Origin of the sequence: Fontibacter flavus (genome assembly GCF_042432905.1) — a bacterium.
Classification (GTDB): domain Bacteria; phylum Bacteroidota; class Bacteroidia; order Cytophagales; family Cyclobacteriaceae; genus Fontibacter; species Fontibacter flavus.
Map to the genome: position 1 here is coordinate 36,152 of NZ_JBHLWI010000040.1, position 16,089 is coordinate 52,240.

The window sequence follows — 16,089 nt, forward strand, 5'->3', positions numbered from 1 at the left end:
TGAAGGACCGGTGAGAAGGGGGATGTTGGATGTTTGAAGTCGGATGTCCGAAGTTGGTTGTGGGAAGTGAACCAGTTATCGGAGAAAAAATAAAACCTTTGAGATCTTATATGCCAAGCACAAAGACCTCAAAGGTTTTTTATCATTGGGATTTGAATCCCTTATTTTTTATCTGTTTCTGTTGGATTGGACACCTTGACCAGGGCATCTTCCTTCAGTTCTTTACTCACTACAAAATATGGTCCTGAGATCACCTCTTGTCCTTCACTGATACCTTCTAGGATTTCAATATTGTCAAAATCAGAAATGCCTGTTTTGACGGTGATCATTTTTGCCTTACCGTCTTCGATTACAAAAACCAACTCTTTTGCTTTGGTAGAACCGTCAGCGCTGTCGGTCATTTGGTCTTCCCTAGTGGTCACCGCAGCAAGTGGTATAGCCAGGACATTGTCTTTTTTCTGGGTAATGATATCCACACTGGCGGTCATGCCTGGTCTGAAAGGATATTTGTTTCTTTCTGTGATCAGGTCTTCATAAGATTCGTTCAGAATCCTGATTTTTACTTCAAATTCTGTTACCGCATCAGGACTTGCCTTGGTATTGGCTGAATTGGCAATCGAGGTCACCACTCCTTTGAATTTTTTACCGGAGGAAGAATAAGAATCCACATCTATGATCGTCTCATCGCCCAAATTGATTCGGATGATGTCATTTTCATTCACATTGACCCTGACTTCCATTTTGGATAAGTCTGCCAACCTTAGCATTTCTGTACCAGCCATCTGTTGGGTACCGACCACCCTTTCACCTTTTTCCACCAAAAGTTTGGATACTACGCCGTTAACAGGAGAATACACATTGGTCAACCTTAAGTTTTCAGCCGCTTCACTGACTGTAGCCTGAGAACTCTTGACAATGTATTCAGCAGCCAAGACAGATTGCTTGGCTGCTTCAAGATCATTTTGTGCCGTCAGGAAAGTTGATTGAACCTGTTCCCAATCCGCATCAGAGATTACCTTGTCTTTATAGAGCTTTTCGTTTCTTTTGAATTCGAGTTCTGCCCGTACAAATTGTGCTTCTGATCTTTTTAGGTTCGCTTTGGACTGTGCGACATTGGCCTGATTCTGATTCAGGTTGGCACGTGCCCTATCCAATGCGGAAATGAAGTTGTCAGGACGGATTTTCACCAAAAGGTCCCCAACTTTGACAGAATCACCTTCAATAACATTTAGTTCGATGATTTCACCCGCTACATCCGGGCTGAGTTTGACTTCAATTTCAGGTTCTACCACACCTGAAGCACTTACTTTCTCGGTGATGGAAACTTTTGCAGCTTTTTTGGTTTCGACAGTAACTTCTTTCTGTCCACCGATCCATCCTGCTGATTTTCCGATGATGGCAAAAAGGATAATTGCACCTAAAATTCCCAAAAGGATATAAATCAGCTTGTTTGATTTTTTCTTGGCCATGTTGATATGGGTAAATTATAATTTAAGAGGGTTTCCTAAGTAAAAATCCAGAACCTTGACTCTGAATATGTAAGTATATTTTGAAGTAACCAGATCTGCCTGTGCATTGAAGAAATTGTTTTGGGCCAATTGGTAATCGGCAAAATTGATAGCGCCGGCGTCAAATCTTTGTTGCGCGATGCGGAAAGACTCTTCTAGGGAAGATACCCTGATGAGGGAAGCCTGATAGGATTGTCTTGCTGCGTTGGCATTGGTATAAGCACTTTCTATATCCTGTCTCAGCTGATTTTTGGTTTCTACATCCTGAATTTCACTCAGTCTTTTCTGTAACCTTGCCCTTTGGACATTTGCCCTGTTCCTGAAATTGGAAAGGATAGGGATGTTCAGCTGCATGTTGGCAGAATTGGAGAAGTTGTTTTTCAATTGAGTCGTAAAAGCTTGTCTTTCACCCATGAAAAACTGGTCTATATAGTTAGAAAATGCGCTTGCACCGATGCCTAAGGTCGGCATATAGCCACCTTTGGCGATTCGTACACCCATTTCTGCACTTTCAATGCCCAGTTCGGCTGCTTTGATTTCAGGCATCAGTTCGAGGGCCACCTCAAAAATTTCATCAACGCCCCTGTCGGTCAGGGCAATGTTTTCAGGAGAAAGTTCGGGTGTGACCACATCCATATTTTCGTTGAACGGCAATTGCATTGCTTGCGAAAGGTTCAATTTGGCAATTCTCAAAGTATTGGAAGCATTGATTACTTCCAGCTCGTTGGTTGCATTTTGTGCCTGAATATCCAGTTTGTTGGCCAAAGGTAAAGAGCCGGCGTCCACCAATTTGGTAGTGACGGTCAGTTGTTCCTTTGTAGTGGCCAATTGGTTTTCTGCGATCTTCAACTGCTCTTTGGCAAATACCACATTGATAAACAGGTTGATGACATTCAGTGTGATATTGTTTTCAGTCGCTTTGACATTGAATTTGGCTGCTTCAATGTCTGTCTTGTTTTGTTTAATCGAATTGCTGATCTGCTGCCCTGCAAATAAGGTCACATTGGCATTACCGAAGACGTTGACGTTCCCTATTCTGTTGTTTTCAAACAAGTTGGTTACCGGGTTGATTGACCTACCCCATCTGTAGCCTGTACTGGCTCCTGTGGAGAGGGTAGGGATCCTTTGGCCTTGATTTCCGATCAGGTTGGCTTCCTGAGTGGCGAGATTGACCTGACTTCGTTGAAGGGTCAGGTTATTCTCCAGCGCAATATCGATGCAGGTTTGCAGGTCCATTTGCTGGATATTGATTTCCTGCGCATGGGACTGAAAAGAAAAGGTAAGGAGCAATAAAAATCCTAAGGTTAAAATGTGCTTCATAGTTTATAAATCAATATCTGGAATATATTTCAATTGTTTGACCCAGGGTAAACTCTTCAAGTACTCAATGGTTATCGATCGGATACCGGAATCCATTTCAATGACATGGCAGGCCAGGTCATTTTTACCTTTTCTGGACACGGACATAGTGGCAATATTGGTTTTTTCTTGCGCAATGACGCTGGAAATGAAGGCAATAGCTCCAGAAACATCATCTGCCTTGATGATCAAGGTGTGCATTTGAGCTGAGAAATTGGCATTAAACCCATCTATTTCAGCTATATTGATTAAGCCACCGCCTAAACTTTCCCCAATGACTTCAACTTTTTCATCTGCTTTTTTCAGGTTAAGCCTAATGGTATTAGGGTGGTAGATTGATGCATTTCCAATGGATTTGAAGGTGTACTTCAAGCCTTTTTCTTGGGCCAGTTCAAAGGCCTTTTTGATACCAGCATCATCCGTTTTCAGGTCAAGTAGTCCACCTAATATGGCTTTGTCACTGCCATGTCCCTCATAAGTCCTTGCAAAAGAATTGTAAAAGGTAATCGTAGCCTCGTCTGGAATTCCTCCCAAAACCCTGATTGCAGCCCGGGCTATTCTCACCACACCCGCGGTATGAGAAGAAGAGGGGCCGATCATCACCGGTCCGATCATGTCAAAAACACTGCTTTTTGCGCCCATTTTTTATTTTGAATTCAATTAATGTGCTAAAGTAATAACAATTTCGGTGTAGGGTATACTTTTTACCGCTTTCGTCCAATTTTTAGGTTAAAATAACATGCTTTTCATTATTTTTAAAAATTCTACTACAGATGAATGTCCGAAGTGTGCAAATATGAACAGTCCTATGTCCGATATTAATACAGTTTTATTGTATAAACATGATGGGGAAATCTGGTCGCCTGAAGAACCTATGATTCAAAACAGGGGCTTTCTTTTTGGCGACGGCTTATTTGAAACTATGGTGTTTATCCATGGTAAAATACGGTTCTCTCAGGACCACGAAGCAAGGTTATTGGAAGGTTTGAAACAATTGGGTATAGAAAAAGACAATCTTTCTTCGATACAGGAAATTGAAAGTTGTTTGCAACAGTATTATTGTGAAAATTCTGTTTTGAGGGTGAGGTGGAATGTGTTCAGAGAGGGAAGAGGAAAATATACACCCATCCAAAATACCACACAGGAGAATCTGCAGATCCAAAAGATGCAAAAGGCTCCAATCATAAAAAAAAGCGCCTATTTGAGCGAAAACATAAACATTCCGAGGTCTCCATGGAGTCATTGCAAAACATTGAGTGCTTTGACTTATGTGATGGCCAATCGGGAAAGACAGCAAAAGGGCATGGATGAAGTAATTTTATTGAATACGGAAGGAATTGTCTCTGAAGCCGGCTCTTCCAATATTTTTTGGAAAAAAGATGGGGTGTATTATACACCATCTCTTCGATCTTCCTGTATTGCCGGTGTTGGCAGAAAAAATGTGATATCACATTTGAAGTCCTCTGGTGAAAATATCGTGGAGGGGGAGTTTTTGCCCATTGATTTATTGTCAGCAGAGAAAGTGATGACCACAAATGTGACAGGTATAAGTTATGTTGGGGAGATTGAGGGGAGAAAATTTGATACAAATCTTGATCTTAGACTGGAGAGTGTTTTTGAAGCACTTAAGGTATAAATAATAACGCCTCTTTCACTTCACTTGCATAAAGTGAGAAGTAAAGTGAAAGAGACACAAAGAAGGAGGTTCAATGTTCCTTTTATATTAAATCAAATTATAGCTTTTTCAAACCCCTGACATCCTCTTTCGAAGCTTCTCTGATACTGATCGCATATCCGCCACCGGGAGCGGATAATTGTCTGAGTTTGGATTTATGGGTCACAGCTACTTTTTTGATGGTATAGGCCTGAGGATTGTTTTTATAATGGGCATCTTGGTGGTCTGCATAGATTGTAGCCACATAGGTTTTGCCAGGTTCCAGGAAATCAAAAGCTATTTCAGAAATTCTTGAAGCGTTACCGTTGACATTTCCGACAAACCATTCGTTTTTCCCTTTTGCCTTTCTGGCAATGGTCAGGTAATAACCTGGTTCAGCTTCCAGATAGTGGCTGATATCCCAATCAATGGCGACATCTTTTATAAATTGAAAAGCGTCAGGGAATCTCTCGTAATTTTCCGGTAAATCGGCAGCCATTTGCAAGGGGCTATACATGGTGACATATAAGGCCAGTTGATTGGCAAGGGTGCTGTTGACCCAGGAATCGTTATCAGGATTGATTTTGCTGATGTCCATTTCAAAGATACCCGGGGTATAATCCATTGGTCCACCGATCTGTCTGGTAAATGGCAGAACGGTCACATGATTGGGTTTAGAACCTCCAAATGCCTGGTATTCTGTTCCCCTTGCCGACTCATTGGCGATCAGGTTCGGGTAAGTACGGGCAATTCCCGTTGGCCGGACAGCTTCATGAGCATTGACCATGACCTGGTATTCGGCTGCTTTTTCTAAAGCATATTGATAATGATTGACCAGCCATTGTGAATAATGGTTTTCTCCTCTCGGCAGTATGTCGCCCACGTAGCCACTTTTCACAGCATTGTAACCATTGTCTTTCATAAATTGATATGCCCTGTCCAAATGTCTTTCATAGTTTCTGACTGAAGCAGAGGTTTCATGGTGCATGATCATTTCCACTCCCTTACTTTGGGCATAATCCCTGATCCATTCCAGGTCAAAGTCGGGGTATGGGGTGACAAAATCAAACACATAATCTTTAGAATTGCCAAACCAGTCTTCCCAGCCAATGTTCCAGCCTTCCACCAAAACTCCATCAAATCCATGTTGTGCAGCAAAGTCTATGTATTTTCTGACATTTTCAGTGGTTGCACCGTGAATTCCATTGGGTTTTGCTTTCTTAAAATCTGTGGCTTCCAATGCTACTGCTGCGAAATCATTGGTATATGCCCATGAGCTTTTTCCTGTGATCATTTCCCACCAAACACCCACATATTTCATCGGCCTGATCCAGGAAGTATCTTCAATTTTACTCGGTTCATTGAGGTTGTAGGTAATCCTGGAAGCTAAAATTTCCCGTGCATCATCTGACACAATTACTGTTCGCCAAGGTGTTTGTCCTGGTGCTTGTAGGTATCCTTTGTCCCCTATGGCATCTGGAGTCAGCCAGGATTCAAAAATCATTTTTTTGTCATCCAGATTGAGATGCATAGTGGAGTAATTGACCAATGCAGCTTCATGCAGGTTGATGTAAAGTCCATCATCAGTTTTCATCATCAGGGCAGTTTGTACACCCGTAGGAGAAAAGGAAGTCTGTGATACATTGGCCGTGATAGCCTGCTCCATCAGGTTCCTGATTTCAGATAACCTGGATTCCGTATAGTCATATTCCTGCGTATCGTAATCCCCAGCTATCCAAAAAGCCTTATGGTCCCCGGTCATCGCAAACTGGGTTTTTTCCTCTTTGATGACGAAATGGGCGAGGTTGGGTTGGGCAGGAAATTCATATCGGAAACCCAGGCCATCATCAAAAAGCCTGAATCTGATACTCAGTATCCTTTTTTGATGGGCATCATCCTGCTGCAAAGTCACCAACATCTCATTGTAATGGTTGCGGATGCTTTTCTCTTCACCCCAGACAGGTTCCCAGGTTTCATCAAATGTCCCATATTCGGCATGACTGGATTCAAATCCTTCCAAAAAGGAGTTTTGGTTTTTCAGTTGCAATCCCAATTTGCTGGGCAGGAGAACTTCCTTGTTTTTGTAATTTAGCTCATAGTAGGGTATGCCTTCTTTGAGTTCAAAATTTAATTCAAGAAGTCCATTTGGGGATTTCAATGTTTGAGCGAATACTCCAAATGCCCAAAAAATTAAGATTAAAGTTGATAAAAATAGTTTTTTCATAGGTTTGAAATTATAGTTTGAATACTCTTTTAACTTTTAATGAAATGCAAGGGGTAATTAGATCCCACTGAAAACGCCACCTCCAAATCGTTGATGGATAGCTCTGTCCAGGTCTTCCCGGTGATCAGGGTGGGCAATGTTCATGAGGGCAATAGCACGCTGCTTGAGGTTTTTGCCATAAAGATAAGCGACGCCGTATTCCGTAACCACATAGTGGACGTGGGCCCTTGTGGTAACCACTCCGGCTCCTTCTTTTAGGAAAGGTACAATTTTGCTCTGTCCTTTTTTTGTAGCTGAACTTAAGGCAAGAATGGGTTTTCCACCTTCGGAAAGTGAAGCGCCTCTCATAAAATCCATCTGTCCTCCAACACCTGAATATTGATAACTTCCTAGTGAATCAGCACAAACCTGTCCGGTAAGGTCCACTTCCAGACAACTGTTGATAGAGACCATTTTTGGATTCTTCCTGATGATGGCGGAATCATTGACATATTCAGCTTCCTGAAAGGTGAAAAGCGGATTGTCATGAATGGTGTCATATAGTTTTTTGTCACCGACAGCAAAGGAGGTCAGGATTTTACCTTTATGCTTTTTTTTGTAGGCATTCGTAATGGCACCTGATTCCAATAAATCAATGATCCCATTGGAGAACATTTCGGTGTGGATGCCCAGGTCTTTGTGGTGTTTCAAAGCTGTCAAAACTGCATCAGGAATTGCGCCAACCCCTAACTGCAGGGTGGATCTATCTTCCACCATTTCTGCAATAAAATTTCCGATTTTGGTTTCAGAATCCCCGACTTTCTCTGCATAATTCACTTCATGTAAAGGTTGGTCCACAAATACAGCAGCATCAAATCGGCTAAAATGGATATGTCCATCACCATGGGTGCGTGGCATGCGGTGATTGACTTGGGCGATGACCACATTGGCACTGTCCACAGCTGCTTTGGCGATATCTACAGAAATACCCAAGGAGCAAAAGCCATGGGAGTCTGGTTCTGATACCTGTACAATGGCTACATCCAAAGGGAGAATCTTACGCTTGAATACCTGTCCGATTTCACTGAGGAATACCGGGATGTAGTCCCCTTGTTCAGAATTGACCGCCTTCCTGACATTTTGGGAGACAAAAAAGGTGTTGATGAAAAAACTTTCTTTGCAATCTTCAGCAGCCAAAGGCATTGGGCCGAAAGTGGAAATGCTGACAATCTCAACCTGTCTGAGTTCATCTTTTCTTTTTGCCAATTCCTGGATGAGGTAAGTAGGTGTAGCGGCACTGCCATGGATGAATACCCGTTGATGGCTTTTGATCAATTTGACAGCTTCTTCAGCCCTGACATAGTGGTAATGCATGGTTAATTTTTGAATTTAAAATATTTGAAAATTTCTGTTACCCAGAAAACAGATGATGATAGCAAGACCCAAAACAGGAACTCTTCAACCGGTACAGTATGAAACTTGAATAAATTGGAAAAGAAAGGGATCTCTATGATCAATACCTGTATGAGGACAGATACTAATAATGCATAATTAACCCATTTATTACTGAATAATCCTATTTTAAAGCAGGACCCGGTCAGGTTCCTCATGTTAAAGGTGTTGAACAACTGGCTAAATGCCATGGTGATGAATACCATTGTTCTGGCTTTATCGATGCCATGCGGCAGGTACCACAAATACGCAGTGATTGCCAAAGTAGTCATGATCAGTACATTGATGATCAAGAATGGGTAAATGGTTTTGTTCAGGATATTTTCTTTGGGGTCGATAGGCGGTGATTGGAGCTCATTTCCTTTCCCCTTTTCGGTTGCCAGGGCTTTGTCACAAAAACCATCAGTGACCAGGTTGATCCATAGAATCTGAGTTGCTGTCAAAGGCATGGCCATCCCCATGGAAACAGCAACGATTAGGGTAAGGATTTCAGCAAAATTGGTAGTGACCAGAAAAAAGGAGGTTCTTCTGGCATTATTGAAAACAATTCTTCCTTGTTCGACGGCCTTGACGATGGTTGCAAAATTATCATCTGCCAATACCATCATAGAAGCATCTTTTGCCACATCTGTGCCCATTATTCCCATGGCAATACCAATGTTTGCCTGCTTTAATGCCGGGGCATCATTGACACCATCCCCTGTCATGGCGATAAGGGCTCCTTGCTTTTGCAGAGACTTGGCTATTTTCAATTTCATCAGAGGAGTCAGTCTGGAAAAAACATCAGCCTCACTGACGGCTTGATCGAATTCCTCTTCACTCATTTTGCTGAGTTGGGCATCCGTATATACCTTTTCCCTACCTTCCCGGACAATACCCACTTTTTTACCGATTGACAGGGCAGTTTCTGCATGGTCACCGGTGGCCATAATCACACGGATGCCTGCATGATGACAGGATTTAACCGCCTCATAGACACCTACTCTTGGGGGGTCCATCATGCCTGCAAGCCCTACAAATTCGAGTTCCTGGTCTTCATGTATGTTGCCGTTTTCCTCTTTCTGTGCCAAAGCCAGTACGCGCAAACTGTCTGCAGACCAGCCTTTCATTTTTGCTTCAATCTCCTCTAACTGCTCCTGCTTCAAGGGAATTTTGTTACCGCTTTGGTCTCTGGTAATTTCACAGAGGTCTAATAGAGCTTCAGGGGCACCCAAAAAGAATCTCACTTTTTTACCGTTTTTGATCACCATGGTCGAACGGTATTTCAGGTCAGAGTTGAAGGCAATATCCTCTACGATATCCAGGTCTTTGGATTTTCCTGCCTTATTTCCCAATACCAAAAATGCTGCTTCAGTGGGGTCACCTGTGACGATGATCTGCCCTTTGTCATTGATTTCTATGGAGGAATTATGACAATGGGCAGCGATTTCAAAGAGAAGTTCAGTTACCAGGATGTCATTTTCAGTGCCATGGAATCTGCCTTCACTTTCCCATCCTTCACCACTTACCTGCACATCATTGGTTTCTGGCATCCAGATTTTCTTGATGGTCATGGTATTTTGAGTCAGGGTGCCGGTTTTGTCAGTTACAATGGTGCTGACAGAACCCAGACTTTCTGTAGCAGTAATTTCCCGGATAATGGCATTTTTTCGGGACATTCTGTATGATCCAATAGCCAAAACAATGGAAAGAACTGCGGGTAAACCTTCAGGGATAGTGGAGACCAACGCCGCTATGGCAATAAGGAGAATGTCGTCAAGTGGTGCATCCTGAAAAAAATAAGCAACAAAAAATAAAGTGATGGCACAAGTGATGGCAATAATGGCCATCTGCTTGGCCAGTTTGTCGGTCTTTAACTGGAAATTTGTTTTTTTAGGGGCGATATCCCTGAGGGACATGGCAATGGCGCCGATTTGGCTGTTTAATCCCGTTCCGGTAACCACAGCTTTTACGGAACCACTGGATAAAAAGGTAGATTTCCAGACCATATTCTTTCTATCACCCAGAGGGATTTCTTCAGGTAGTATCTCAGTGGTTTTTTCTACAGGCACGGCTTCGCCGGTCAAAGAAGCTTCCGTTGCTCTTGCGTTTTTCTGATAAATAATTCTGGCATCTGCCGGTACGCTATCTCCTTCATCTAAGCTGATGATGTCTCCTGGTACCACTTCCCGGGAATTGATAGTCAAGAGGCTACCTTCGCGGAATACTTTGCATTTTGGGACTAGCATATTTTTAAGCGCCGCCAATGCCCCTTCAGCCCGATATTCCTGAATGAAACCTATGAGAGCATTGATGATGATAATGGCCAAAATAACATAAACATCCACCAAGTGATTGGTCAGGTAAGAGATGGCCATCGCCACAAAAAGGATGTAAACCATCAGGTTGTTGAATTGCTTCAACAGGATTTTCCAAACAGGCTTTTTCCCAGGATCCGGGATTTCATTTGGACCAAATTCTATAAGACGTCTTTCCGCTTCCTCTTTGCTCAAGCCATTTTCATCCGAACCCAAATCAGATAAGATAGCATTCGATTCATAGGTATGTGGATGCTTGGGAATTTTGATCATTTGCCTAATGCTGATTTTACCATGATGAATTCACTGATGTTTTCCTGGTCCAAAATACCTAGAAAATGGCCGTTTTCGATGACAAATGCGACTTTCCTGTTTTCGCTCATCATCTTTTTCCAAACATCGTCAAGATTTTCCTCTGTCTCAAACTTCAGAGGATTGAAATCCGCCACCTTTTCTACAGCGATGTTCTCATCTCCTTCTTTTAATCCCCTGATGATTTCATTTCTGCTCAGGGTACCTACCGCGACATCATCTTTGACCACCACAAAATGTGTGGCCTGTGAATTCAAGAGTTTGTCCACGGCTTTGGATAAAGGTGCATCAAATGCCAGGATCTGAAACTTCATCATGATGGCATCATTGACTTTAAAGCCCTTGAGGAAACTTTCCTGCTGGGTATGGCTGACTTCAGCTGCTGCACCCAAAAAGATAAATATACCGATCAAAACAAGGATTGGATTATTGAACAAACCGAAAAAGATAAAGAAAATAGCCAGAAACTGGCCAATGCCCCCTGCTATCTGCGTAGCCTGTGCCCGGGGTAATCGGATAGCCAAAAATGCTCTTAAAATTCTTCCCCCGTCCATAGGGAAAGCCGGTATCAGGTTGAATACTGCGAGGATCAGGTTTGCTGAGGCCAAATAGAGAATGATCGTGGTAGGGTTGATTTTGATCTCTTCCAGACTTTCGATGTTGAAACCTGTGAAACTCAGAACGGCTGAAAGAATCAGAAAAATACCCACGTTGACCAAGGGGCCTGCGATGGCCACCCACAATTCCTGCTTGGGGTCCTCCGGTAATTTTTCCAACCTGGCTATCCCTCCAATGGGATACAAAACAATGTCCTTGGTCTGTATGCCGTACTTCTGCGCTGCGAGGGCATGGCCAAATTCATGAAAGACCACACAGCAAAAGAGGGCCAAAACAAAAATTACAGTCCATAAAATATCCACTCCAGGTATTCCCTGACGGAGATTGGAAATGATGATCCAAAGTAAGAGCAGGGAAAAGGTCCAGTGAATGAAAACTTTAACGTTCTTATATTTTCCAAGGTAAAGCGATAGTTTCATAGGAACTGGTTAAGATTTGAATGAGTAATGACCTTCAATTTAAAGGAAACTTTTGTTTAAGACATAAATTAAGGTGCTTATTCTGGTAAAAAGTATGATTAAAGTCAGCTGTCAATATGATACCTTAGAAAATTGACCAATGAGATTGTAAATAATTATTAGACAGCCTATTTTCTTTTTGATTTTCCCTGTGAATATGGAATTTAGCTTTGTGGCAACAGAGTATATTGGTAGTATATTCTGATATTTGGTGTAAAATTGGTGTAATCCGAATTTTGTTTGGAAAGTTGGGGTGAAGATTGGTCTTGTCTTTTTGTTTTTTCTTATATTCGCAAGCGTGAAATAAAGTAAAATCGATTTTTGGGAGGAGCTTTTAACCAAAATGCTTTTCTTGAAGTTCTGTACTGTATAAACCCAAATAAAATGTCATATTCACAAGAAATCTATAAACCACAAAACCACATCAGGTTAGTCACTGCAGCCTCGTTATTTGACGGGCATGATGCGGCTATCAATATCATGAGGCGAATCATACAGGCCACAGGCTGTGAGGTGATTCATCTGGGACATAACCGTTCTGTTCAGGAAATCGTGGATTGTGCTATTCAAGAGGATGTTCAGGCTATAGCCATAACTTCTTATCAGGGTGGTCACGTGGAATTTTTCAAGTATATGCATGACCTCTTGAAAGAAAAAGGAGCAGGCCATATAAGGATTTTTGGTGGAGGTGGAGGTACAATCCTTCCCGAAGAAATCCAAGAATTGCATGAATACGGCATCACCAGGATTTATTCTCCTGACGATGGAAGGGCCATGGGCTTGCAGGGAATGATCAATGACTTGGTGATGAAGTCAGATTTTCCTGTAGGAAAAGAGGTGAGTCTTAAGCATTTTTCCAAAGAAGATAAATCCAGTATTGCCAAGGTGATTTCGGCGGCAGAAAACTTCCCTGAGGATTCTAAAGGTATGCTCGAGGAAATCAGAAAGATTGCTTCATCGAGCAAAACCCCTGTTTTGGGTATCACAGGGACTGGAGGAGCTGGTAAATCTTCCTTGGTAGATGAATTGGTCAGAAGGTTTTTGCTGGACTTTAAGGATAAGAATATAGCCATAGTTTCAGTGGATCCTTCCAAGCGAAAAACCGGAGGGGCACTTTTGGGCGATAGGATAAGAATGAATGCCATACACCATCCAAGGGTGTATATGCGGTCTTTGGCAACCCGTCAGTCCAATCTGGCTTTGTCCAAGTATGTTCAGGATGCGGTAGATGTGGTCAAGGCAGCAGATTTTGACCTGATTATTCTAGAAACTTCCGGAATTGGACAGTCAGATACTGAGATCATAGAGCATTCTGATATGTCTTTGTATGTCATGACTCCTGAATATGGAGCCGCTACGCAGTTGGAGAAAATTGATATGCTTGACTTTGCTGACATCATTGCCTTGAACAAGTTTGATAAAAGAGGCGCTCAAGATGCCTTGAGGGATGTGAAGAAGCAATACAAGAGAAACCATAATCTTTGGGATATAGCAGACGAAGACATTCCGGTATTCGGTACGATTGCCTCGCAGTTTAACGATCCCGGCATGAATAATCTGTACAAAGCAATTATCCATAAGCTGGTAGAAAAGACCGGTGCGGAATTGGAGACTTCTTTTGAGGTAACTAAGGAAATGTCCGAGAAGATTTACATCATTCCACCTGCAAGAACCAGGTATTTGTCAGAGATTTCTGAGAACAACAGGAATTATGACAAATGGGTGGATGAGCAAAAAAACGTTGCTCAGAAATTATACAGCATTCAAAAATCCATTGAAGCGATCAAATCTGCCAAGGTTGCAGATCAGGACAGATTGGTCAAAGAACTTCAGGAGGTGTACGCCCAGGTTGAATTGGAACTTGATCCAAGAAACAAAAAATGGATTGAGGAATGGCCTCAGAAGGCGCAGCAGTATGCCGATGATTTTTATATTTTTAAAGTAAGGGATAAAGAGATTAAAATTCAGACTTACCATACTTCCCTTTCCAATTCCAGAGTTCCAAAAGTTTCCTTGCCTAAGTATGAGGCATGGGGCGACCTATTGAAATGGGGATTGAAAGAAAATGTCCCAGGTGAATTTCCGTATACCTCAGGTGTATTTCCCTTCAAGAGAGAGGGAGAGGATCCAACCCGTATGTTTGCCGGAGAAGGTGGACCCGAAAGGACCAACAAAAGGTTCCATTATGTCTCCAAGGATATGCCTGCCAAAAGGCTTTCTACTGCCTTTGACTCGGTAACACTTTATGGAGAAGATCCGGATTTCAGACCTGATATTTATGGAAAGATCGGTAACTCCGGAGTGAACATCTGTTGCTTGGATGATGCCAAGAAACTGTATTCAGGATTTAATCTTGCCGATCCTAAGACTTCTGTATCCATGACCATTAATGGTCCTGCAGCTACCATGACGGCATTTTTCATGAATGCAGCCATCGATCAGCAATGTGAGCTTTACATCAAAGAAAATGGTCTGGAAGAGGAGGTAAATGCAAAAATTGAAGCAATTTACAAAGAAAAAGGCTTGCCAAGGCCAGCCTATAACGGAGCAATCCCTGAAGGGAATGATGGTCTTGGTCTGATGTTGCTAGGCGTGACAGGTGATCAGGTATTGCCAGCAGAAGTTTATGAAAAAATCAAAGCCTATACTTTGGCTACGGTAAGGGGGACAGTACAGGCGGATATCCTGAAAGAAGATCAGGCTCAAAACACTTGTATTTTCTCGACTGAATTTTCATTGAGATTGATGGGGGATGTCCAGCAATACTTCATCAACCATAATGTTAGGAATTTCTATTCCGTTTCCATTTCTGGATACCACATTGCAGAGGCAGGAGCCAATCCGATTACCCAATTGGCATTGACTTTATCCAATGGATTCACCTATGTGGAATATTATGTGTCAAGAGGAATGGATATCAATAAATTCGCTCCAAATCTTTCCTTCTTCTTCTCCAATGGGATCGATCCGGAATATGCGGTGATCGGTAGGGTGGCCAGAAGAATATGGGCCAAAGCCATGAAGCTGAAATATGGCGCCAATGAAAGGTCTCAGATGTTGAAATATCATATTCAGACTTCCGGACGCTCCCTTCATGCACAGGAAATCGACTTCAACGATATCCGTACCACTCTTCAGGCGTTGTATGCGATCTATGACAACTGCAACTCGCTGCATACCAATGCCTATGATGAGGCTATCACCACGCCAACAGAAGCATCGGTGAGAAGGGCAATGGCGATCCAGTTGATCATCAATAAGGAACTAGGGTTAGCGAAGAATGAAAATCCTATTCAAGGTGCTTTCATTATTGAGGAGCTGACTGATTTGGTTGAAGAAGCTGTTTATGCGGAATTTGATAGGATTACCGAGAGGGGAGGAGTACTGGGCGCTATGGAAACCATGTACCAAAGAGGTAAAATCCAGGAGGAAAGCCTTCACTATGAAATGCTGAAGCATACCGGTGAGTATCCTATCATTGGTGTGAATACCTTCCTGTCATCCGAGGGCTCGCCAACAGTGATTCCAGGGGAAGTGATCAGGGCTACTCAGGAAGAAAAAGAAGCGCAAATTCAGACACTACGCCAATTGCATGAAAAGTATCAGGACAAAGCTGTCCGGGAGCTTGAAAGCCTACAGCTGGTGGCAGTGCGAAATGGCAATATCTTCGAAAGATTGATGGAAGCGGCTAAATATTGTTCTTTGGGTCAGATCACCAATGCGCTGTATGAAGTTGGTGGTCAGTATAGGAGAAATATGTGATGGGGGACGCGAGAAACTAGAAGCGAGACTCTAGACTCTAGACTCTAGACACAAGGTTGAAGACACAAGACATAAGAAGCAAGATTCTAGGATTGGAATGTGGAGATATCAAGAAGTTTGGGCTTGGGAGCCCGAACTTCTTTTTTATAAACTCCTTAGTTTCCAGATTTGAAATTTCTTGATTAAATTAAAAGAGTATCCATAAAACTTTAACAACCGATGTCTCCTTACCGAAAATTTATTTTCATCTGCAATGGTTCTGATTGTAAGAAGGCGGGGTGTAAAAAGCTGCAATCGGAGATCAAAGATCTTGTCAAATCGCATGAATATCAGGGTAAATACAAACTGATTAAGACCAAGTGTATGGATTTTTGTAAATCAGCACCTTCGGTTATTATCCAGAATGAACTGATCAAGAAGGCTGACCTAGATAGTATTAAAAAGAAAATGGGGTAAAAAAAAAGGC

The 16,089-nt window shown here is 42.3% G+C and carries 10 protein-coding genes; 3 read left to right on the top strand and 7 right to left on the bottom strand.

Annotation, left to right across the window (positions count from 1 at the left end):
- Window positions 1–161 precede the first annotated feature (161 nt).
- The 3 genes from ACFFIP_RS14660 to sdaAB are packed head-to-tail and all read right to left on the bottom strand — an operon-like array spanning window position 162 to window position 3,509.
- Complete coding sequence (locus ACFFIP_RS14660) at window positions 162–1,469, bottom strand: efflux RND transporter periplasmic adaptor subunit (protein WP_382388440.1); 1,308 nt, start codon at window positions 1,467–1,469, stop codon at window positions 162–164.
- Window positions 1,470–1,484: 15 nt separating this feature from the next.
- Complete coding sequence (locus ACFFIP_RS14665) at window positions 1,485–2,828, bottom strand: TolC family protein (protein WP_382388441.1); 1,344 nt, start codon at window positions 2,826–2,828, stop codon at window positions 1,485–1,487.
- Window positions 2,829–2,831: 3 nt separating this feature from the next.
- Window positions 2,832–3,509, bottom strand: coding sequence for an L-serine ammonia-lyase, iron-sulfur-dependent subunit beta (gene sdaAB / locus ACFFIP_RS14670; RefSeq protein ID WP_382388442.1), 678 nt, complete (start codon window positions 3,507–3,509; stop codon window positions 2,832–2,834).
- A gap of 166 nt (window positions 3,510–3,675) precedes the next feature.
- On the opposite strand from sdaAB, the gene ACFFIP_RS14675 reads away from it, so the two are divergent.
- Entirely contained in the window at window positions 3,676–4,503 is an 828-nt protein-coding gene (locus ACFFIP_RS14675) for an aminotransferase class IV (RefSeq protein ID WP_382388443.1), read from the top strand.
- Between the two features lie 97 nt (window positions 4,504–4,600).
- On the opposite strand, the gene ACFFIP_RS14680 is transcribed toward ACFFIP_RS14675, so the two are convergent.
- From ACFFIP_RS14680 to ACFFIP_RS14695, 4 genes are read right to left on the bottom strand one after another with little or no spacing between them, the layout of a single operon-like run.
- The gene (locus tag ACFFIP_RS14680) at window positions 4,601–6,745 is read right to left on the bottom strand and encodes a glycoside hydrolase family 97 protein (RefSeq protein ID WP_382388444.1); all 2,145 of its coding nucleotides are present in this window, start codon (window positions 6,743–6,745) and stop codon (window positions 4,601–4,603) included.
- 57 nt (window positions 6,746–6,802) lie between these two features.
- On the bottom strand, window positions 6,803–8,098 hold the full coding sequence (locus tag ACFFIP_RS14685; RefSeq protein WP_382388445.1) for an acetyl-CoA hydrolase/transferase family protein: 1,296 nt from the start codon (window positions 8,096–8,098) through the stop codon (window positions 6,803–6,805).
- 2 nt (window positions 8,099–8,100) lie between these two features.
- A complete protein-coding gene (locus ACFFIP_RS14690) occupies window positions 8,101–10,746 on the bottom strand; it encodes a cation-translocating P-type ATPase (RefSeq protein WP_382388446.1) in 2,646 nt (881 codons plus the stop codon).
- Window positions 10,743–11,822, bottom strand: a complete 1,080-nt coding sequence (locus tag ACFFIP_RS14695) for a site-2 protease family protein (protein WP_382388447.1) — start codon at window positions 11,820–11,822, stop codon at window positions 10,743–10,745. The genes ACFFIP_RS14690 and ACFFIP_RS14695 overlap by 4 nt, the downstream gene beginning before the upstream one ends.
- 423 nt (window positions 11,823–12,245) lie before the next feature.
- On the opposite strand from ACFFIP_RS14695, the gene ACFFIP_RS14700 reads away from it, so the two are divergent.
- Entirely contained in the window at window positions 12,246–15,623 is a 3,378-nt protein-coding gene (locus ACFFIP_RS14700; protein WP_382388448.1) for a methylmalonyl-CoA mutase family protein, read from the top strand.
- Window positions 15,624–15,842: 219 nt separating this feature from the next.
- Window positions 15,843–16,079, top strand: a complete 237-nt coding sequence (locus ACFFIP_RS14705) for an NAD(P)H-dependent oxidoreductase subunit E (protein WP_382388449.1) — start codon at window positions 15,843–15,845, stop codon at window positions 16,077–16,079.
- Window positions 16,080–16,089: the final 10 nt, after the last annotated feature.

Excerpts from the sequence above, each read along its gene's own strand:
- ACFFIP_RS14665 (WP_382388441.1), bottom strand. The coding sequence starts at position 2,828 with ATGAAGCACATTTTAACCTTAGGATTTTTATTGCTCCTTACCTTTTCT.
- ACFFIP_RS14675 (WP_382388443.1), top strand. The coding sequence starts at position 3,676 with ATGTCCGATATTAATACAGTTTTATTGTATAAACATGATGGGGAAATC.
- ACFFIP_RS14690 (WP_382388446.1), bottom strand. The coding sequence starts at position 10,746 with ATGATCAAAATTCCCAAGCATCCACATACCTATGAATCGAATGCTATC.
- ACFFIP_RS14680 (WP_382388444.1), bottom strand. The coding sequence starts at position 6,745 with ATGAAAAAACTATTTTTATCAACTTTAATCTTAATTTTTTGGGCATTT.
- ACFFIP_RS14700 (WP_382388448.1), top strand. The coding sequence starts at position 12,246 with ATGTCATATTCACAAGAAATCTATAAACCACAAAACCACATCAGGTTA.
- ACFFIP_RS14705 (WP_382388449.1), top strand. The coding sequence starts at position 15,843 with ATGTCTCCTTACCGAAAATTTATTTTCATCTGCAATGGTTCTGATTGT.
- sdaAB (WP_382388442.1), bottom strand. The coding sequence starts at position 3,509 with ATGGGCGCAAAAAGCAGTGTTTTTGACATGATCGGACCGGTGATGATC.
- ACFFIP_RS14660 (WP_382388440.1), bottom strand. The coding sequence starts at position 1,469 with ATGGCCAAGAAAAAATCAAACAAGCTGATTTATATCCTTTTGGGAATT.
- ACFFIP_RS14695 (WP_382388447.1), bottom strand. The coding sequence starts at position 11,822 with ATGAAACTATCGCTTTACCTTGGAAAATATAAGAACGTTAAAGTTTTC.
- ACFFIP_RS14685 (WP_382388445.1), bottom strand. The coding sequence starts at position 8,098 with ATGCATTACCACTATGTCAGGGCTGAAGAAGCTGTCAAATTGATCAAA.